At 33.1% G+C, this 20,683-nt stretch carries 13 protein-coding genes; 7 read left to right on the top strand and 6 right to left on the bottom strand.

Features of this window, described 5'->3' with window-relative positions:
* Positions 1-202: 202 nt before the first annotated feature.
* Positions 203-4,108, top strand: coding sequence for a T9SS type B sorting domain-containing protein (locus ACKTTV_RS14455; protein ID WP_408031559.1), 3,906 nt, complete (start codon positions 203-205; stop codon positions 4,106-4,108).
* A 140-nt stretch (positions 4,109-4,248) separates the two neighbouring features.
* On the opposite strand, the gene ACKTTV_RS14460 is transcribed toward ACKTTV_RS14455, so the two are convergent.
* The gene (locus ACKTTV_RS14460; RefSeq protein ID WP_408031560.1) at positions 4,249-5,883 is read right to left on the bottom strand and encodes an isocitrate lyase; all 1,635 of its coding nucleotides are present in this window, start codon (positions 5,881-5,883) and stop codon (positions 4,249-4,251) included.
* A gap of 179 nt (positions 5,884-6,062) precedes the next feature.
* Positions 6,063-7,658, bottom strand: a complete 1,596-nt coding sequence (gene aceB, locus ACKTTV_RS14465; RefSeq protein ID WP_408031561.1) for a malate synthase A — start codon at positions 7,656-7,658, stop codon at positions 6,063-6,065.
* 126 nt (positions 7,659-7,784) lie between these two features.
* On the opposite strand from aceB, the gene ACKTTV_RS14470 reads away from it, so the two are divergent.
* The 4 genes from ACKTTV_RS14470 (at position 7,785) to ACKTTV_RS14485 (ending at position 14,040) form a co-directional block, all read left to right on the top strand.
* Positions 7,785-9,266, top strand: coding sequence for a helix-turn-helix domain-containing protein (locus ACKTTV_RS14470; RefSeq protein ID WP_408031562.1), 1,482 nt, complete (start codon positions 7,785-7,787; stop codon positions 9,264-9,266).
* A gap of 160 nt (positions 9,267-9,426) precedes the next feature.
* The gene (locus ACKTTV_RS14475; protein WP_408031563.1) at positions 9,427-11,055 is read left to right on the top strand and encodes an acyl-CoA carboxylase subunit beta; all 1,629 of its coding nucleotides are present in this window, start codon (positions 9,427-9,429) and stop codon (positions 11,053-11,055) included.
* A 32-nt stretch (positions 11,056-11,087) separates the two neighbouring features.
* Complete coding sequence (locus ACKTTV_RS14480) at positions 11,088-13,079, top strand: DUF3352 domain-containing protein (protein WP_408031564.1); 1,992 nt, start codon at positions 11,088-11,090, stop codon at positions 13,077-13,079.
* A 244-nt stretch (positions 13,080-13,323) separates the two neighbouring features.
* Positions 13,324-14,040 (top strand): YebC/PmpR family DNA-binding transcriptional regulator, encoded by a 717-nt coding sequence (locus ACKTTV_RS14485; protein ID WP_408031565.1) that lies wholly within the window; start codon positions 13,324-13,326, stop codon positions 14,038-14,040.
* 74 nt (positions 14,041-14,114) lie between these two features.
* On the opposite strand, the gene ACKTTV_RS14490 is transcribed toward ACKTTV_RS14485, so the two are convergent.
* The 4 genes from ACKTTV_RS14490 to ACKTTV_RS14505 all read right to left on the bottom strand — a co-directional run bounded on the left by ACKTTV_RS14490 (position 14,115) and on the right by ACKTTV_RS14505 (position 19,659).
* A complete protein-coding gene (locus tag ACKTTV_RS14490) occupies positions 14,115-15,332 on the bottom strand; it encodes a CobW family GTP-binding protein (RefSeq protein ID WP_408031566.1) in 1,218 nt (405 codons plus the stop codon).
* 153 nt (positions 15,333-15,485) lie between these two features.
* Positions 15,486-16,595 carry a phosphatidylserine decarboxylase gene (locus ACKTTV_RS14495; RefSeq protein WP_408031567.1) on the bottom strand — a complete coding sequence of 370 codons (1,110 nt, stop codon included), beginning with the start codon at positions 16,593-16,595 and terminating at the stop codon, positions 15,486-15,488.
* A gap of 222 nt (positions 16,596-16,817) precedes the next feature.
* A complete protein-coding gene (locus ACKTTV_RS14500) occupies positions 16,818-18,263 on the bottom strand; it encodes a sulfatase family protein (RefSeq protein WP_408031568.1) in 1,446 nt (481 codons plus the stop codon).
* A 220-nt stretch (positions 18,264-18,483) separates the two neighbouring features.
* Complete coding sequence (locus tag ACKTTV_RS14505) at positions 18,484-19,659, bottom strand: GlmU family protein (RefSeq protein ID WP_408031569.1); 1,176 nt, start codon at positions 19,657-19,659, stop codon at positions 18,484-18,486.
* A gap of 99 nt (positions 19,660-19,758) precedes the next feature.
* On the opposite strand from ACKTTV_RS14505, the gene ACKTTV_RS14510 reads away from it, so the two are divergent.
* The gene (locus tag ACKTTV_RS14510) at positions 19,759-20,148 is read left to right on the top strand and encodes a 6-phosphogluconate dehydrogenase (protein ID WP_408031570.1); all 390 of its coding nucleotides are present in this window, start codon (positions 19,759-19,761) and stop codon (positions 20,146-20,148) included.
* Entirely contained in the window at positions 20,138-20,683 is a 546-nt protein-coding gene (locus ACKTTV_RS14515; protein WP_408031571.1) for an acyl-CoA thioesterase, read from the top strand. Before ACKTTV_RS14510 ends, ACKTTV_RS14515 begins: the two co-directional genes overlap by 11 nt.

Here is a 20,683-nt window from a genome sequence, read left to right on the forward strand (position 1 = left end):
CTAAACTCGAAAAAACAAATCCAAACTAGATATTCCTTTATAAAACTTCACTTTTTTAGTGGAGTTTTAACTTTAACATAATAATTTGACTTTAACTTAGGTACCACCCAAAAAAGTAGTATTTTTACGTTTGGTTGACTATTTGTTAACGTAAAATGGCTCAGTATTTGAGGCATTATGGAAAATTAACTATTATCTTTTTATGAAAAAGCTCATTTTAATTGTTTGCGCGGTTTTTTTATTGAAGTCAGTAAACTCTTATTCTCAAGGATGTGACGGGCAAACTTTGAACAATAGTGAAATCACTGGAACTGCTGCTTTCTGTTCCGATACAGGAATTACATTTTGTAACTCTCTTGCGGACGGAAGTACGAACCCTGCTACGCAAGCAGCCTTTGGACCAGCTTATGGATGTTTAGGTTCTCAACCATACCCCTCTTGGTTTTTTATTCGAGTTGAGGATCAAGGAGACCTAAACCTTACTATTAGACAAACAAGTTTAACGGGTAATCCTATTGACGTGGATTTTATTATTTGGGGACCATATACAGAAACAGAACTTGATAACATTAGAGGAGGAGACTATAGTCGATTAAACGCAGGAAGTATCAGAGATTGTAGTTTTTTAGCCGATGCTGTTGAGTTTTTAGAAGTGAGTCCTGTTCAAAGTGGAGAATATTATGTTATTCTTGTTACTAATTTCGAAGAAGAAGCTGGAACCATCAGTATGGAAAGTTCAAACCCTTCGAATCCGAATGGAGCAACGACAGACTGTTCTATTATTTCTTCAACTCTAGGTCCAGATCAAAAAGTATGTGAAGGTACCGAAATCACGCTTGATGCTACTCCTTCAAACGGAACAGTGACAAGCTACAAATGGTTTTTAGATACAGGATCGGGCTTTAATGAAATTACCGGACAAACTAATGCTACCTTATTGATTAATAATAACGTTTCTGGTATTTATAAAGTTGAAGTTATAGATGACGCCGGAGCTACTGGTAGTGATGAAGTAGAAATCACATTCTTTCCTAATCCAGTTGCTAACAATATTGACGATATTTTATATTGTGATACCGATGGTGATGGATTCCATACATTTGATTTACAAAGTTCAGTAACTCCGTTAATATTAAACGGTCAAGATTCGAATCAATTCGAAATAGTTTATTATTCAAATATCAATGATGCAAATGCCAATATTTCTGGAAATGCATTACCCAATAATTATACGAATCCAACAGCTTTTAGTTCTCAAAACATATTCGCTCGTATTCATAATAGAAGTGCACCAACGGCTTGCTTCGAAGTTACTCAGTTCAATATTACTGTAAGTTCTGAGCCACAAGTGAATCAACCAACAGATTATATTGTTTGTGATAATTTGATAAGTGGTAGTGATACCGACGGTATTTTTAATAACTTCACCTTGGCTTCAAAAGATGCTGAAATTTTAGGTAGTCTTTCTACAAGTACTTTTTCAGTTTCGTATCATACAACATTATCTGGAGCTCAAACCAGTTCAGCGACTGATGTTATTGATAAAAATACCCCATATACAAACATCACAGTTAACAGTCAAACTATATATGTTCGAGTTGAAAACGTTTTAAATACTGATTGTAATGTTGTAACGGAATCGAGTTCAACTACTTTTGCTCCATTTAATTTAATTATTAATTCTTTACCAACAGTTGTTAATAATGTTGACTTAAGACAATGTGATACTGATGCGGATCTAACAACATCAATGAACTTGACCTTAGCTGAACAAAGTATTTCGTCGAATCATGCCAATGAAACATTTCAGTACTACCCTACCGAAAATGATGCTATTAGTAACACTAATGTAATTTCAGATCCTGCGAATTATTCAGCATCAAACGGTCAAAACATATGGGTAAGAACAATCAATAACAATCAATGTTATCGAATTTCCTCGATAAATATTATTGTTGGATATGCCAGTAATGTTGCCTATAATAATCAATTTTATGAATGTGATGACTATCTTGATACTAACGGTAATGATATAGCTGGAAGCAATAATAATACAGATGGTATTACCAATTTTGATTTAAGCTCTGTTGTTACTGATGTGAAAGCCTTATTTCCTGTGAATATTCAACCCAATCTTGACATCCTAGTTTTTGAAAACATGGATGATAGAAACACAGTTACAAATGCTATTCCTAACTTATCGAGCTATCGAAATATAAATCTACCAGCTTTAACTCCTCAAACGCTTTATCTTAAAATTATAAATTCTCAAAATAACGAATGTGTAGGGCTTGGAGAATTCACGATTTTAACAGGTATTCCAGAAGCAAATGTGGTAACACCAATTGTACTTTGTGATGATCGTGATAGTGGTTCTTCAACAGATGGCGAAAATATTAATATTGATTTAAGAGCTAAGGTTAATGATATTTTAGGGACTCAAAACCCGAGTGATTTTACCGTTACTTTTCATACTAGTTTTAACGATGCTCTCTCAGCCAACAACCCAATAACCAATGATAGTGCTTTCAGAAATACAGCTCCTGTAGGATTCGTGCCTGGTACCGTAAGTGAACAAACCATTTACGTCGCTGTTCTAGAAAATGCTACCAACTGTATCAATCCAAACACACAATTCAATATAAGTATCAATCCTCTTCCTGAATTAAGCACAAGCATTAGTCCTATTGAACTTTGTGATGCTGGAACAGAAGATAACGATACTAGAAACGGTTTAGAGCAAAATATTGATCTTGCTCAGAGAATTAATGAAATTCTAAACGGAAGAGATATTGCGGACTATATAATTTCTTTTCACAATACCGAGGCTGACTCTTATACTGCCTTTAGCCCTGTACCATTGATTTACGACATGAATCCTGCCAATACAACAATAGTTAACAATATTGGAGAAGAAACTTTATGGATTAGTCTACAAAACAGAGCTACCGGATGTATATCTGGAGGTTCTCAGTTACTTTTAAGAGTATTTCCGGAACCAGATCTTCCTACTGCTATAACAAATTATGTCGAATGTGACCATAACAACGGTGGGCTTAGTAGTGATACGGATGGAATTATAGAAGACATTAATTTAAGTACAAAGATTCAAGAAATATTGGCCAATTATAATGCTTCTGAATTTTCAAATTTCAATGTTACTTTTCACCCAACATTAGCCGATGCGAACGCAAATACTAACGGAGTTAATAATGATGAATATACGAACTTAAGCAATCCTCAAACCATTTATGTAAGAGTTGAAGACATTCAATCTGGTTGTTATAATTCAAGTTTGTCTTTTAATATTATTATTAACGAACTTCCATATTTTGAAGTTACATCTCCTCAAGTTGTTTGTTTAAATAATCCACCAATAAATATTGCTGTTGAAAATCCCGATAGTAATACCTACGAATACAGGTGGGTTAACTCAAATCAGCCAAATGCAACTATAGGAACAACTGATAATATAAATGTTTCTAATGGAGGAACCTATATTATAACAGCAACTAATACAACAACTGGGTGTCAAAGACCTTTAGAAATAGTTGTAAATGAGTCTGTGATAGCATCCATTCAAGAAGATGATGTAACTGTTATTGATGATACCAACAATAATGGAAGTAATAATTATTCTATCATTATTAATAATGATAACAATAATTTAGGTATCGGTGATTATGAGTTTGCTCTTCAAAATGAGAATGGAGACATATCTCCTTATCAAGATGAGCCAAAATTCGAAAACCTTCAAGGAGGTATATATACTATTTTAGTACAAGACAAGAACGATTGTGGAATTGCGCAAGTAGAAATACCATTGGTAGAGTTTCCTAAGTTCTTTACCCCTAATCAAGATGGTTATAACGATACTTGGACGGTAAGAGGAGTTAACAGAACTTACTTCCCTTTAGCTGAAGTAATTATATTTGATCGTTTTGGTAAAATAATATTAAAACAAAATGTAAATGATGATATTGGTTGGGATGGAAGTTATAATGGACAAATTTTGCCTTCTAATGACTATTGGTTTAGAATAATTCTAACAGATAGAAACGATAAAACCTATGTAAATTCAGGGCATTTCTCCCTTCTAAGAAATTAAAAAATAAATAATTATAAAATGAAAAGGCTGTCGTTAACGACAGCCTTTTCTACTTCAAAATAATATCTAATCTATTAGTTATCATAAATTAATCATATTATTTCCACGGTTAACTAAGTATATATTCGCTTTTTGAAATATTATGCCACAGCCGTTTCTTGCTTTGGAGTCTCTTTTATTCCGGATTGTTTTGTTTCAAATTGATTCGAAGTATTTTTTGCCCCTCCCGCTTTTAAAGCATTGTCACCAGCAAAGAAAGTTTTATGATCATCTCCTAAATCAGACCCAGCCATTCGTTGATGCTTCACGCATGATACTCCTTTTCTTATCTCTTGTCTTTGTACACCTTTTACATACGCTAGCATTCCTTCTTCTCCGAAATAACCTTCCGTTAAGTCGTTCATATGAAGTGCTGTTGTATGATACGTTGGTAGAGTAATTAAGTGATGGAATACACCTGCTTCTCGTGCTGCATCTAATTGAAATGACTTTATTTTTTCATCTGCTCTAAAACAAAGTTCTGAACCATCATATTCAGCATCCATTAAATTATTACGATCATATTCAGTCATGTTTTCACCTTCAGCTAGCATTTCCTCGTATACTTGGTTACGGAAGTTTAATGTCCAATTAAATGAAGGTGAATTATTATAAACCAATTTTGCATTAGGTACTACTTCTTTTACTCTATTTACCATATGAGCAATTTGACCAACATGAGGTGTAGGTGTTTCAATCCATAATAAATCTGCACCGTTTTGCAAACTAGTAATACAATCTAACACTACCCTATCAATATTAGTTCCTTCTCTGAACTTATACAATCCATTAGCTAGTCTTACAGGACGTACCAATTTGCCATTTCTCTTCAGTAAAACTTCGTTATCAGAAACATCTCCAATAGCAACTTCTTCACATTCTACAAAATCTAAATATTTCGATGCTAAATCTCCTGGCTCTTTACTTACAGGTAATTTTTGTGTTAAACCTGCACCTTCCGAATCCGTTCGAGCAACTATAATTCCATTATCGATTCCCAACTCAAGGAACGCATATCTTACTGCATTTAACTTAGCTATGAAATCTTCGTGTGGTACTGTTACTTTACCATCTTGATGTCCACATTGCTTCGCATCCGATACTTGATTCTCAATTTGAATCGCACAAGCTCCAGCTTGGATCATTTTCTTAGCTAATAAATAAGTAGCCTCTTCATTTCCAAATCCAGCATCGATATCAGCTATAATTGGTACAATATGAGTCTCAAAATTATCTATTTGATCCTGCACATCCTCTCCCCTTTCAAGTCTTCTATACAAATCATTTAACTCAATAGCATCTGCCTGTCTTAAAAAATTATAGATTTCTTCAATAAGCGCAGGAACTGCAATTTTCTCATGCATTGACTGATCAGGAAGTGGTCCAAATTCTGAACGTAAAGCAGCTACCATCCAACCCGATAGGTATAAATATTTCTTATTGGTTGTTTTGTAATGTTTCTTTACGGCGATCATTTTTTGCTGAGCCACAAAACCATGCCAGCACCCTAAAGATTGGGTATAATTAGAAGGGTTATTATCATAATCAGCCATATCTTGCCTCATAATATTGGCTGTGTATTGAGCAATATCTAATCCAGTTTTAAACTGATTTTGCGTGATCATTCTCGCTGCATTATGCGGAGCTATTGAGCTCCATCTATCTCCAAATTTTTCTTTTAAACCGATTACTGTTTCTAAAGCTGATCTATAACTGGTTTGTTCTATATTTTTCATAATTTTGTTCTTGATATAAGTTATTAATTTGTTAATGCTTATCTGCCCTTTAAATGTTGCCGCATTTATGGGGCTTTATTTTTTACTCGATAATCGAGATTTAAATGCTCCGAATCTAAGTCGAAATGTTTGGAATCGTTTTCTTTGAATACCTCTTGGACTTGCCCCGAAGCTATTGATTATAGTATTTCGTATGCTGGTAGTGTTAAAAACTCAATAAATTCTTCCGTTAAAACCAATTGATCAAACAAGTTAATTGCTTCTTCAAATCGTCCAGAGTTAAATCTATTTTCTCCAACCAAAACCTTAATCTTTTGGATTTCTTCTTCTTTCAAAGATTGGTATAACTCTTCATTAAACAATTGACCATTATCTAAAGTAACTTGACCTCGTAACCACTGCCAAACCTGAGTTCTTGATATTTCTGCTGTTGCTGCGTCTTCCATTAAATTATATAAAGCTGCCGCCCCATTTCCAGTTAACCAGCTCTCGATATATAAGATTCCAACATTGATATTGTCACGAACACCCTGCTCCGTTATGGTACCTTGAGGTAACGTCACCAACGCCTGTTCAGTGATTGTAAGATTATCAATTCTTTTATCTATTTGATTCTTGTTAGGCATGTATTTATTAAATACCTCGGATGCTATTTCAACCAAAGCGGGATGTGCAACCCAAGTACCATCATGACCATTTTTGGCTTCTTGCTCTTTATCTTTTCTCACTTTCGAGAATGCTTGATTGTTCGCCTCTTCGTTATTCTTTACTGGAATTTGAGCAGCCATACCTCCCATTGCATGTACTCCTCTCTTATGACATTTTTGAATTACTCGAAGAGAATATGACTCCATAAAAGGTGTTTGCATAGTTACCTGACTTCTATTTGGAACTATAAAATCCATATGCTTTCTAAATTTCTTTATGTAAGAAAATATATAATCCCATCGTCCACAATTCAAACCTGCCATATGATTTCTTAATTCATATATGATTTCATCAAGTTGAAAACTCGCGGTGATTGTTTCAATTAAAACAGTGGCTTTAATCGTTCCCTGTGTAATATTTTGATAATCCTGAGCAAAAACAAAGACTTCATTCCACCAGCGAGCTTCTAAATAATGCTCTAGCTTAGGTAAATAGAAATAGGTGGCCGAATCTTTCTTCAATAACTTGTGAATGTTATGAAAGAAATACAGTCCGAAATCTACCAACGAAGCACTCATCTCCTCTCCTTTAATAGTTATATGCTTCTCATTTAAATGCAACCCTCTTGGTCTTACTAATAAAACAGCAGTGATTTCATTTAACTGGTAACTTTTCCCTTTTCTTTCATCATAAAAGGAAATTGTTCCATTAACAGCATCTCTTAAATTGACTTGTCCATTTAAAACATTCTCAATAGTTGGTGAATTGCTATCCTCGAAATCTGCCATGAAGGTTTTGGCCCCAGAGTTTAAAGCATTAATAATCATCTTACGATCTACTGGACCTGTAATTTCTACTCTCCTATCCAACAAATCTTTTGGCAAAGGAGCACATACCCAATCCGAATCTCTTAATTCTTTAGTCTCTTCTGGAAAGCTTGGAAAATTGCCAGCATCAAAATAAGCTTGATAGATTTTTCTATCCTCTAATAATGATAATCTCTTCTCGTTAAACTTTTCATGTAATGCGACCAAAAAACTTAATGCCTCATCAGTTAACACGTCATTGTAGTTAACTGTATTAAAACCTGTTAATCCAATTTCTTTTGTAATTGTTTCTGTGTTCATGATTATCATTTTTTGTTTGACACAACAATGATATAAAATATTTTTGAACTCCACAAGCGAACGTTCGCTAAATTTACAAAGTTTTCTAAATTAGCTAATTCGCTAATTATTACTATATTTGATTTTATGCATATAGAAGATGAATACATACGCCTTATTTTCGGGCTTAAACTCAAGCAAATTCGAACTGAAAAAAAACTATCACTTTTCGGTTTAGCGAAACTTACAGGATTATCTAAATCGTATTTGAATGAGATTGAAAAAGGAAAAAAATATCCAAAAACTGATAAAATTGCCACGCTTTCCGAGCAACTTGATGTTCCATATGATCATTTAGTATCACTTAAATTGGATAAAAATCTAGCACCTATTGGCGAAATTTTACAGTCAAAAATTTTAAAAGAAATACCTCTGGAGCTTTTTGGTATCCAAGAAAAGAATCTTATTGATATTGTTGCCAATGCACCTGCAAAAGTCAACGCTTTTATTAGTACAATCATTAAAATATCTCAAAACTATAATCTTACCAGAGAAAGCTTCTTCCTAGCTTCTCTAAGATCTTACCAAGAGGCACACAACAACTATTTTGACGAGATTGAAGAGCATGTTCAGGACTTTGCGAACTCTTATCATTTAAATTTAGAAGAAAATGTTTCTTCTAAAGATTTGGAAGAAATTTTAACAGAAGAGTTCGGTTATACAATAGATAACGAAGAGCTGTCAAAACACAATAATTTAATGCAGCTAAGAAATATTTATATTCCTTCTAAAAAAACACTTTTAATTAGTAATGACATATCCGAAGCTCAAAAAACATTCATTTATGCAAAAGAGCTAGCCTACAACCATTTAAAAATATCCCATAGGTTATATACATTCCCTTGGGTAAAGTTTGACGATTTTGATCAAGTTTTAAATAACTTCGTTGCATCTTATTTTGCAGGTGCTCTAATTATTCCCAAAAAAACACTTGTTGATCGTTTGAATACTTTTTTTTCATTAGAAACCTGGAGTACAGACGAGTTTATCAAAATGATGAAAACATACAATTGTTCTGCGGAAAGTTTTTATCAAAGATTGACTAATATTCTACCTAAATTTTTCCATATTAAAAATCTATTCTTCTTACGCTTTACTCATAAATTAGGTTCTCCAAAATTCAGGCTTACCAAAGAATTACATATTACACAGCAACAAACTCCTCATGCTAATAGAAATAATGAACATTACTGTAGAAGATGGGTTTCTATTCAATCAATAAAAGATTTGGAAAAAACAAACAATACCTCTTCATTTGGACTTCAAATTTCTTCCTATGAAAATTCTGATAACGAATATTTGGTATTGTCTTCCGCTACTCCTGACCCTTTTAGAAAACAACTAAATAGAAGTATTTCTATTGGTTTTTTGGTTTCTCCTCATTTAAAAAAGAAACTGAAATTCATCAACGATCCCGCAATATTTACAAAACAAGTTGGTATTACCTGTGAAACTTGCTCGGTAAAAAATTGTGACGTTAGAGTTGCAGAACCTTCAAGACTTGAAAGACAGTTAGAATATGAAAACATAGATAAAACAGTTACCGAAATTTTAAATAATTACTCTTAATTTAAATGTATAAGTATTGAAAACACTACTATAATTTATCACTTCAAAAAGTATACTTATTTAATTATAATACTGTTAACATAAAGCAATCATTTTCCCATTGAACCTTATTTAGTAATTTATTATTTTAGCAATCGCTTACAAACAACGATAACATTATATGGACCTTACCTTTAATAAAAACGAAGATCACAACAGACTTTTAGCATCAGATTTACGCAGACGTTTAGCCAAGGTAAAACTTGGTGGAGGTCAAAAGAGAATTGATAAACTCCATGAAAAAGGAAAAATGACTGCTCGAGAGCGTATTGAGTATTTATTAGATGATGATAGTAAATCAATTGAAATAGGTGCCTTTGCAGGAGATGACATGTATAAAGAGCATGGTGGTTGTCCTTCAGGAGGGGTAGTTGTTAAAATCGGGTATATTCAAGGAAAGCAATGTATTGTTGTAGCAAATGATGCTACGGTAAAAGCTGGAGCTTGGTTTCCTATTACAGGAAAAAAGAATTTAAGAGCTCAAGAAATTGCCATTGAAAATAAACTACCTATTATCTATTTGGTAGATTCGGCTGGAGTTTATTTACCAATGCAAGATGAAATTTTTCCGGATAAAGAACACTTTGGAAGAATTTTCAGAAATAATGCCGTAATGAGTAGCATGGGAATTACGCAAATTGCTGCGGTAATGGGAAGCTGTGTTGCTGGTGGAGCTTATTTACCTATTATGAGCGATGAAGCTTTAATTGTTGATAAAACTGGGAGTATTTTCTTAGCAGGAAGCTATTTAGTAAAAGCTGCAATTGGAGAAACCATTGACAATGAAACTTTAGGTGGAGCAACTACTCATTGTGAAATTTCAGGAGTTACGGATTATAAAGCTAAAGATGACAAAGATGCTTTAAACACCATTAAAAATATCGTTGATAAAATTGGAGATTATGATAAGGCTGGTTTCAGCAGAAAGGAATCATTTCCTCCAAAAGAAAACGAGAGTGATATTTATGGAATATTACCAAAAGCACGTCATGAACAATATGACATGCTTGAAATTATTAATCGTTTAGTCGATAATTCGGAATTTGATCAATACAAAGAAGGTTACGGAAAAAGTATTATTACTGGTTATGCTCGTATCGATGGTTGGGCGGTTGGAATTGTTGCCAATCAACGTAAGCTTGTAAAAACTAAAAAAGGAGAAATGCAATTTGGAGGAGTTATTTACAACGACTCTGCAGATAAAGCTACTCGATTTATTGCAAACTGTAATCAGAAAAAAATACCATTAGTGTTTTTACAGGATGTCACTGGATTTATGGTAGGAAGTAAATCGGAGCATGGTGGTATTATAAAAGATGGCGCCAAAATGGTAAATGCTGTAAGTAATTCAGTGGTTCCAAAGTTTACTATTGTTATTGGAAACTCTTATGGCGCTGGTAATTATGCGATGTGTGGTAAGGCTTATGACCCTAGATTAATTGCTGCCTGGCCGAGTGCTGAATTAGCAGTAATGAGTGGTGCTTCTGCTGCAAAAGTTTTATTACAAATTGAAACAGCTGCTCTAAAGAAAAGAGGAGAAGAAATTACTCCTGAAAAAGAGAAAGAATTGTTTGATAAGATTAAATCTCGTTATGACAACCAGATTTCTCCATACTATGCTGCTGCAAGAATTTGGACGGATGCCGTTATTGATCCTTTAGATACCAGAAAATGGATTTCTATGGGAATTGAAGCTGCTGATCATGCCCCAATTGAAAAACCATTTAATTTAGGAGTAATTCAAGTATAATTTCAAAGTTAACCAAACCTAAACTATACATCATGAAAAAGAAGCTTATTATTGGCGTTCTTGTTTTAGTAGGAGCTTTTTTAGCGTATCAGGCATACATCTTTACCACTGCAAGTGAAGACAATATAAATCCTATTTACCTTATTCCTGACGATGCTGTTTTTATAATTGATACTGAAAGACCAATTGATACGTGGGATGAAATCAGTAATAGTAATATTTGGAAACACCTTCAAAAGAATGATTATTTCAGTGAGGTAACTGAAAGTTTGAACACCTTAGATCAAACATTTAAAGAACGAAAAGAACTCATTGAATTCATTGGAGAACGTGATATTTTGATTTCGGTTCATGTATATAAACCCAAAAGTTATGGTTTGTTTTACACCGTAGATATTCAAAAGTTATCTAAACTACGATTCCTTCAAAACTCCATTGCCAAACTTGCCGGTGAAGGTTTTGAGGTTACGAAAAGAATCTATAAAGACCATGAAATTACAGAGCTTTATAATAAAAAGGAAAGAGAAACTTTATACCTTTCATTTGTAAAGAATCAACTAATAGCTTCTTATACACACGTATTAATTGAAAAATCAATTGATCAATATCAAAACCCTATTATTGGTAGAGATGTTAATTATATTGAAATCAATAAGGAAACTCCTGAAGATGGGTTCTTTAAAATGTTTGTACAATACAAATACCTGAATAAGTATTTAGCTTGTTTTTCAAACAAAATGAATTCTGAGCTTCTAAAAACTGTTGAAAAGTCTTGGTTATACTCTGGCTTTAATATTGGATTAAAAGAGAGCACAACGATTCAAGCAGAAGGTTTTACTAATTTTGACATGACTTCGGAAAGCTATTTACGAGCATTACAGAAGTCTGGAAAAGGAAAAAGAACGATTGCAAAGGTTGCTCCGAAAAACACAGCGCTTTATCTAAGTTTTGCCTTTGATGATTTTGATACTTTCTATGAGAACTTTGAATCTATAAAAGAGGAAAACGAGGAAACCTTCAAAGCATACAATGAACAAGTTAAGGAGGTTGAAAACATGCTCGACATCAATTTAAAGGACGATGTATTTAGCTGGATTGGTAGTGAAATTGCCTTGTTACATATCAACAATGTTATCTCTAAAAATAAACAAGACTTAGCGGTTGTTTTAACTACTAAAAACATTGATAAAGCAAGAGAAAAACTCAACTTTATTCTGGCAAAAATCAAAGAAAAAACTCCTTTAAAGTTTAAACAAATTAATTATAAAGGATACGATATTAACTTTTTAGATTTAAAAGGTTTCTTTAAAATGTTGGCTGGAAATCTATTTGCTAAAATGGAAAAACCTTATTTTACTATTATTGACGATTATGTTATTTTTAGTAACAGTCCAAATACCTTAAAGGAAATTATTAATACGCAACTTATAGGTTTCACATTAGCTTCAAATCAAAACTACTTAGATTTCAATGATCAGTTTGATGAAAAATCAAGTGTTTTCGCTTATATCAATACACCATACATTTATGATGAATTGTTAACCTTAACGGATAGTAAAACAAGAAATAGCATTCGTAAAAACAAGGATTATATCGTTTCTTTTTCTCAATTAGGGCTCCAATTGATATCACAAGGAGACTTTTTCGAAAATTATTTAGTTGTAGGGTACGAAGACCCAGTGAATGTTCAAAAACAACGAATTGACGATAAAAAATTAAGAGCTGAGCTTCTTCATAAAATAGCAAAAGATGTAGATACAGTTTTAACGGAAGAAACAGTTTTCAACCTACCAGAAATATATCCTAACGATTTAAGCGCCTCTGAATTCATTAAGAAATATGAAAATGGTCAAGTTCATATCGAAGTTGAACTTAAAAATGGGTTAAAACACGGAGATTTCACAGAATATTATAGAAACGGAAATGTGAAGATTTCGGGTAAGTTTAAAAAAGGCGCTCAAGTAGGAACCTGGAAGGCTTATGATAAAGAAAACGAAGATCTTTTGTTTAAAAAGAGATTTTAGTGATATCGTATTGAGAAATGAGTATTGAGTATTGAGTATTGAGATATAAGAATAGAGTTCCTGACACAATTTTTATCTCTCTACTAATTGATAAAATCACCCGAACTAACAATAAATAAAAAGCGAGAAGTTTTTTAGGAACATAAACTGATATTAACACAAAAACATAGGCTTGCAAGCAAAAATATTTTGCTAATTTTTATCGCAATAATTACATTTGCAAGCACTAAACAAATTTTTATAAATGGGAAGAGCATTTGAATTTAGGAAAGCAAGAAAAATGAAACGTTGGTCTGCCATGGCAAAGACCTTTACTCGTATTGGTAAGGATATTGTAATGGCTGTTAAAGAAGGAGGGCCTAACCCTGAATCAAATTCTCGTTTACGTGTTGTCATTCAAAATGCGAAGGCAGCAAACATGCCTAAGGACAATATTGCTCGTGCAATTAAGAAAGCATCTGATAAAAACACTGAAAACTATAAGGAGGTTCTTTTTGAAGGCTATGCTCCTCATGGGGTCGCTGTTTTAGTTGAAACTGCCACTAATAACAATAACAGAACAGTTGCAAATGTTCGTGCAGCTTTCAACAAATGCAATGGGAACTTAGGTACTTCTGGATCGGTTGCTTTTATGTTTGATCATACAGTAAACTTTAGAATTGAAGAATCGTCATTAAAAATGGATTTAGAAGAATTCGAACTAGAAATGATTGAGTTTGACGTTGAGGAAGTTTTTAAAGACGAAGATGGAATCTTAATCTACGCTCCTTTTGAGCAGTTTGGAGCTATTCAAAAATATTTAGAAGAAAATAGTTTAGAAATTCTTTCTTCTGAATTTGAAAGAATTCCTACAACTACCACAAAACTCTCAGCTGAACAACAAGAAGAAGTTGAAAAGCTTTTAGAGAAATTAGAAGAAGACGATGATGTCAATCAAGTCTACCACTCAATGGAAATGTAATCATATTATACAATATAAAAAACCTCCCAAATTGGGAGGTTTTTATTTTTTTTACTACTATAGCTTTTATCATCCTAAGCCATCTTCACCATATTCTTTGGCCAAGGGTCTTGAAATTCATGTCCGTATTCCCAATGATCAATTTCTTCTTCCGTAAGAAAACACATTTTTAAAGCTTCAGTAAATTGATCTACATGATCTCTGTCACCAATAACGGTTAAATGACAATGGCGATCTCCAAAACGCCCTGTTTCTTTAGCTAAGAGCTCTTCTAATTGCTCTAATTCCTCATCACTAAGATTATTATTCTCTTCTTCCAAAACACCCGAACGCCAATAGCCCATTAATTCAAGACTTATATTACCAGCCGCTTGATTCCATAATAAAGAGATTTTACTTCGAGTACACAGCCAAAAGAAACCTTTGCTTCGATAAATTCGTTGATCTAAATACTGATGACACACCTCCCACAATCGCTGAGGATGAAACGGACGATCATCACGAATAACCTTAGTAACCATATTATATGGACGATCAGCATTAGATTCTTTCTCTAAAGCTGGTTTTACTTCCTCCATCAATTGTGCTACTTTGAAAAAATCATAACTTGGAAGCTTTAAAATGCTATCAAAATCTAATCTTCCAAATTGCACTGAAAGTACATCGACATAAGGATTAAGAGGATGAATCGATTGTGCTATGGTTGACAGTTTACCTTCTGGTATTCTATCTGCTTTTGTCAAAATCAAATGACTACAGAACATTATTTGTTCTACTAACAAATTAACCATATCTCTTTTTTGAGATTGTAAATTGCTTTGTAAACGAAGAATCAACTCTTCTCCATAGTTATAATCCTGAGCAAACATGGAACTATCTGCCAATACCAATACTCCTGTTAAATTGAACTTCGATTGCTTTTGAAAGAACTCTATTAAAGGCATTGGATGGCAACTTCCTGATGTTTCAATAATAATCAAATCAGGCTTATGATTTGACAACATTTTTTTCAACACCTCATCTAGTTTCTGAATTCCCTGCTTACTACTTAACACACAAGAATGAATAGACTCAAAGTTATGATCAGTTTTTCTCACAATTTCTGTGTCTGCAATTAGTTCTCCGTCGACATCAAGCTCACTCATATCATTCACAACAACAGAAACAGATAGTTCTTTCTTTTTAGATTGAACGAGTAAGTTTCTAAGCATCGTGGTTTTTCCTGAACCTAAAAATCCATTTAATATTACAACAGGTACTCTCCCCTGCTGATTAGATGTTTCATTTTTCAATTTTAGAACTGTTTTCGGTATAAGTAGTTTCTATGCTTACTTAGACTTGTTAGCAATGCAATATTATTAAAAAACGATTTAAAAACGTAAATAGGCTTCAATTTTAACCTTGTTAATATTGAAGCCTAGCTCTTTTAATAAATATTGTATTCTTTAGTTTTTCATTCTTCCAATTCGTTGCCCTTGAAGAAAGCTCAACTCCGTCATATGCTCTTTTTCCATAAAAATTAAAATTTTAGATCCTCCATAAGCGAAATGTCCAAGCTTCTCTCCTTTTTGAACTCTTACCGGTTTTATATCTTCGACATTTTTAAATTTATCTTCAAAATTTATGGAATTAATGGTTGCTAGTCCAATCGGAACCATTGCTATATGTCCGAATTTCTCTGTATCAATAATATAATAGCCTCTATGGTAAGTACCTGTTTTGCTCCTATCGTAAAATGCTCCTGGTAAGTTTTCATCTGATTCAACCATTTTACCTGAAATAGGTGAATGAAAATGGTGATATGAAGTCGGAACAAGAATCAAAGTGATTACCGTTCCTTCTTTGAATTTTTCAGCATACTTGGAGTTATTTAATATTTTATTAACTTCCAAATACTCGCTCCCTTTCGTGTTTATTTTAGTATCGGGTTGTATGTTATAATTTATAGCAGCTAATTCGCAATCTGCAGGTGAAACAAAAATACTATTATCGCTTGGCGAATCAATTCTTCTCGCTCCAAACTTTAATTCTCTCGTGAAAAACTCATTAAAAGATTGAAATCCCTTTTCTGGAACTTGATAATCATTAATTTGAATTAAAGAATCTTTTAACCATTTATTTAATTTTTTTGTTGAAGCCTTACTATCCATATATTTACCTCTGGCAATAGCAAAGTTTTGCAGCCAAGATTTCCCAGGCTCTTCATAAAGTATTTTCAATCCTTCAGGATTGTTTTTATAAAACTGCTCAAATCTTCTAATGTATGTTAATCCGTCATCAACTAAAGGTAGAAAATAATACCAATCTTCTACGAATTTAAACAAATCATCAGGTGTTTTGTTGAACCAATAGTTTTCCTTAAGCTTGTTTTTTTTAATATGGTCAAATGAATCATCAATAGTCGCCCTAAAAGACTTGTTTTGCTGGTACAACTGACGAAACTCATTAATAATATAGCTTGAAGAAAGCTCTATTTTGTTAGAACTCGACTGAGCTTGAAGCGGTATCAAGTTTAGCAGTATAACTGCTATTAAAATTGTTTTTAAAGTATTCATAGTTTGGTTATTAGGTTACTACAAAAAAAAGGAATTTTACCTTAGTTTAAAGCCTTTTAACCAAATACTTCTTTATAAATTATAATCAATTTACTATCATGTAAGCTTTCACCTTTAGATAAGGAGAAATTAACATTATATGAAAACAACCAACTACCGAACCATCTTTCTCTAAAACATAGAAATTATATAAGTGGAGCTTGACCTAAATAATATTTCTGACTACTTATCAATCAACCCTATTTCTCTGTTACCAACTCCTTCTCTATTTGATAATTGATCTCCTAACTCATCCCTCATTTTTTCTCCTAACAATTTAATTTTCTCAACAACTTCAGGGTTTTGAGAAGCTACATTTATCGTTTCATTGATATCCACAGATAAATCGTACAATTCTATTTGATCAATTGTATTATAATCATAGTCAACAGGAAACCCATTTTCACCTCCTTTTCTACCATTTAATGTCCTATATCTATGCGGAAAGTACATTTTCCATTTCCCATATCTGATTCCATGCAATTCGTTTACATGATAATAAAAATAATAAGCTTCATGAGGGCTTTCGGATGATTTTCCTGTCCATATATCCCATACATTTTTACCGTCTATTTTATCTTTTGGTAACTTGGCTCCCGTGATAGTAGCAATTGTAGGTAAAATATCAATTGCCATCATTGGTACATCAACGACTCTTCCAGGTTTTATTTTAGTAGGATATCTAATAATACAAGGCTCTCTTTGCCCGCCCTCTAATGCTGTACCTTTCCCTTCTCTTAAAGGGTGTGCAGAACCTGCATGGTCTCCATAACTCAACCATGGACCGTTATCTGAGGTAAAAATAACGATGGTATTATCATCCAAATTATTCTCTTTTAACGCTTCTAAAACCTGTCCTACAGACCAGTCAATTTCCATAATAACATCACCGTAGAGCCCTCTTTTGGATTTCCCTTTAAATTTGTCAGACACATATAAAGGCACATGAGGCTGAGGATGTGCTATGTACAGAAAAAACGGATTGTTTTTATTCCTTTTAATAAAATCTACACTTCTCTTTGTTATTTGTGTGGTTAATGAAGTTTGATTTGTCAACGTATCGATAATCGTTTCATTTTCATACAATGGTAAAGGATCGAAATTAAACACACTTCCTTGTTGAGGATGTAAGGGCCACATATCATTTGAGTAAGGTATTCCGAAATATTCATCAAAACCTTGATTATTGGGCATAAATTTCGGAGCATCTCCTAAGTGCCATTTACCAAAAATTGCTGTTTTATAATTAATTTCCTTCAACATTTCAGCAATGGTGGTTTCCGAAGTATTTAACCCTTTTTTACTATTAGGCATAAATGCACCATGTACTCCAATTCTATTAGGATAACATCCAGTAAGAAGTCCTGCCCTAGAAGCGGAACAGACAGCTTGAGCAGCATAAAAGTCAGTAAGCTTAATTCCTTCCTGTGCCATTTTATCTAGATGAGGAGTTTTAATATCTGGAGAACCAAAACAACCAATATCCTGATATCCTTGATCATCAGTAAAAACAACTATGATATTAGGCTTAGCTTCTTGTTTGGACTTGGGCTTAGCCTTGCGATTTGAACATGAATAAATTACAATTAGCAATAATAGTAGTAGCGACGATAGTGTTTTTTTATTCATAGTTTATGATCATATTCTAACAGCTTCAAATAATAAGTAATTTTAGGTATTCAAGAATTAACCTGAATTCAAATATGTTATAATGGAAGCTTTAGTAATTTCATTTGTTCTCTTCCAAATATAATTAATTGAAAATAACGAAAAAAGGTTCTTCTGTGTGAAGAACCTTTTTTAACTTAATTTATTCGCTAACTACTTACTAACAGTTAGTCTAAGCTTTTTAATAATTTCTATATTTTTTAGTTTCCTCAAAAATATGGTCGAGAATTCTTTTTTCTTTATCATCAAAAGCTATTCCCCTTCTTTTCATTACAACTTCTGCAACTTCAAATACTTTATTTGTTTTATACTCTGTAAAACCAGAAGCTCCTCCCCAACTGAAAGATGGCACAAAATTTCTTGGAAATCCACTTCCAAAAATATTCGCAGACACTCCAATTACGGTTCCTGTATTAAACATGGTATTAATTCCGCATTTAGAATGATCTCCCATCATTAATCCGCAAAACTGTAGCCCCGTTTTAGCAAACCTTCCTGTTTCGTAATTCCATAAACGAACTTCTGCATAATTATTTTTTAGATTCGAGTTATTAGTATCTGCTCCGATATTACACCATTCTCCTAAAACCGAATTCCCTAAATAACCATCATGCCCTTTGTTTGAATGTTCGAACAATACAGAGTTATTTATCTCTCCTCCTACTTTACAATAAGGACCTAAGGTTGTGGCTCCATATATTTTCGCTCCCATTTTTAGTACTGAACTTTCACCCATTGCAAAAGCTCCTCTAATCATACATCCTTCCATAACCAAAGCATTTTTTCCGATATAAATAGGACCTTTAGATGCATTTAGTGTGGCAAACGTTATTTCAGCTCCCTCTTCAATGAAAATATCATCTCTATTAATGCAGTTAACCGTTTCTGGAATTGGTTGCGATTTTCTTCCTTCAGTAATTAAATCGAAATCAGCTCTAATAGCCTCAGCATTCAAACTAAAAATATCCCAAGTATTTTTTATTTGAATAAGATCGTCGTCAAATTCAATTTGATCGTACTCGCTAAAATCTACTTCTTCTTGAGAATCGGTAGTATAAAAAGCGATTACATCTTCTCCTTTAAATATAGCTTGATTTGGTTCAAGGTTTTTAACCATTTCAACCAATGGTTTGGTAGGTAAAAAAGAAGAATTCAATAACACATTGACTTCCATTTCTACCATTGGATATTTCTCTTCTAAGTACTCTTCAGTAATTGTTGTGGTTGTAATTCCTAAAAATCTCTCCCACTTTTCTCTTATGGTTAAAATTCCCACTCTAATATCGGCAACTGGCCTCGTATAGGTAAATGGTAACAAGGCATTTCTCACATCACCATCAAATAAAATGTAATTCATTTTTTTATTTTTACAGCAAGACAAACTTACCAATTTCAATCCATTTTACAAGTCAAAATTTTAACCTTACTTTTGTTATTGAAAAATTAAATTATCTCAATGAAAAAAATACTAGCCTTGATTCTAGTTATTATAGCTTTAATAGCTGGTTTGTATTACGCTTTTATCTATTACATTCCTTATAGTGAAGGTGTTCGATCAGGGGAATTAATTAAGATTAGCTATAAAGGTATTGCTGTGAAAACATGGGAAGGTCAAATTAGTCAAGGTATTTCAGGAGCCCAAATTTTCTCTTTTTCTGTGGAAGACAAAGAGAAAAAAGTTATTGATGATCTTCAAAAATATCAAGGGAGGTATGTAAAAGTACATTATAAAGAGCGTTTCGGAACCTTCTTTTGGTTAGGAGACACTAAATATTTTGTTACAAAGGTAGAAGAAGAACAATCACCACATTTCAGAGGTGGTACGATAGAAAAGAATGAAGAATAAATTTGTAAATGTAGAGGATACAAGAATTTCCATTACGGAACTCATGCTTCCTTCTCATGCCAATTTTAGCGGTAAAATTCATGGTGGGTATGTGCTTAACCTTATGGATCAAATAGCTTTTGCTTGTGCATCGAGACACTCAGGCACCTATTGTGTTACAGCTTCGGTTGACACTGTAGATTTTTTAAATCCTATTGAAGTTGGTGAACTCGTTACCATGAGAGCTTCGATTAACTACGTCGGAAAAACCTCAATGGTTGTAGGGATAAGAGTTGAATCACAAAACATTCAAACAGGAAAAGTGAATCATTGCAACTCTTCTTACTTTACCATGGTAGCTAAAGATGAAAATGGAAAAGGTAAACCAGTTCCTGGTATTATTGTGAATAGTGAAATAGAAATGAGAAGATTCTTAAAAGCAATAAAACGTCTTGAAATGAAAAAGAAGCGCCAGGATGAATTTGATAGCGAAGACTTTGTTGCTAACAATTACATTAAAGATTTAGAAGCTTATAACGTAAAAATCGAGTTATAG

This window comes from Tenacibaculum xiamenense (assembly GCF_964513065.1).
Classification (GTDB): Bacteria; Bacteroidota; Bacteroidia; order Flavobacteriales; family Flavobacteriaceae; genus Polaribacter; species Polaribacter xiamenense.

What these genes read in the sequence shown, in the direction of transcription:
- ACKTTV_RS14455 (WP_408031559.1), top strand. Translation starts at nt 203, where the DNA reads ATGAAAAAGCTCATTTTAATTGTTTGCGCGGTTTTTTTATTGAAGTCA.
- ACKTTV_RS14460 (WP_408031560.1), bottom strand. Translation starts at nt 5,883, where the DNA reads ATGAAAAATATAGAACAAACCAGTTATAGATCAGCTTTAGAAACAGTA.
- aceB (WP_408031561.1), bottom strand. Translation starts at nt 7,658, where the DNA reads ATGAACACAGAAACAATTACAAAAGAAATTGGATTAACAGGTTTTAAT.
- ACKTTV_RS14470 (WP_408031562.1), top strand. Translation starts at nt 7,785, where the DNA reads ATGCATATAGAAGATGAATACATACGCCTTATTTTCGGGCTTAAACTC.
- ACKTTV_RS14475 (WP_408031563.1), top strand. Translation starts at nt 9,427, where the DNA reads ATGGACCTTACCTTTAATAAAAACGAAGATCACAACAGACTTTTAGCA.
- ACKTTV_RS14480 (WP_408031564.1), top strand. Translation starts at nt 11,088, where the DNA reads ATGAAAAAGAAGCTTATTATTGGCGTTCTTGTTTTAGTAGGAGCTTTT.
- ACKTTV_RS14485 (WP_408031565.1), top strand. Translation starts at nt 13,324, where the DNA reads ATGGGAAGAGCATTTGAATTTAGGAAAGCAAGAAAAATGAAACGTTGG.
- ACKTTV_RS14495 (WP_408031567.1), bottom strand. Translation starts at nt 16,595, where the DNA reads ATGAATACTTTAAAAACAATTTTAATAGCAGTTATACTGCTAAACTTG.
- ACKTTV_RS14500 (WP_408031568.1), bottom strand. Translation starts at nt 18,263, where the DNA reads ATGAATAAAAAAACACTATCGTCGCTACTACTATTATTGCTAATTGTA.
- ACKTTV_RS14505 (WP_408031569.1), bottom strand. Translation starts at nt 19,659, where the DNA reads ATGAATTACATTTTATTTGATGGTGATGTGAGAAATGCCTTGTTACCA.
- ACKTTV_RS14510 (WP_408031570.1), top strand. Translation starts at nt 19,759, where the DNA reads ATGAAAAAAATACTAGCCTTGATTCTAGTTATTATAGCTTTAATAGCT.
- ACKTTV_RS14515 (WP_408031571.1), top strand. Translation starts at nt 20,138, where the DNA reads ATGAAGAATAAATTTGTAAATGTAGAGGATACAAGAATTTCCATTACG.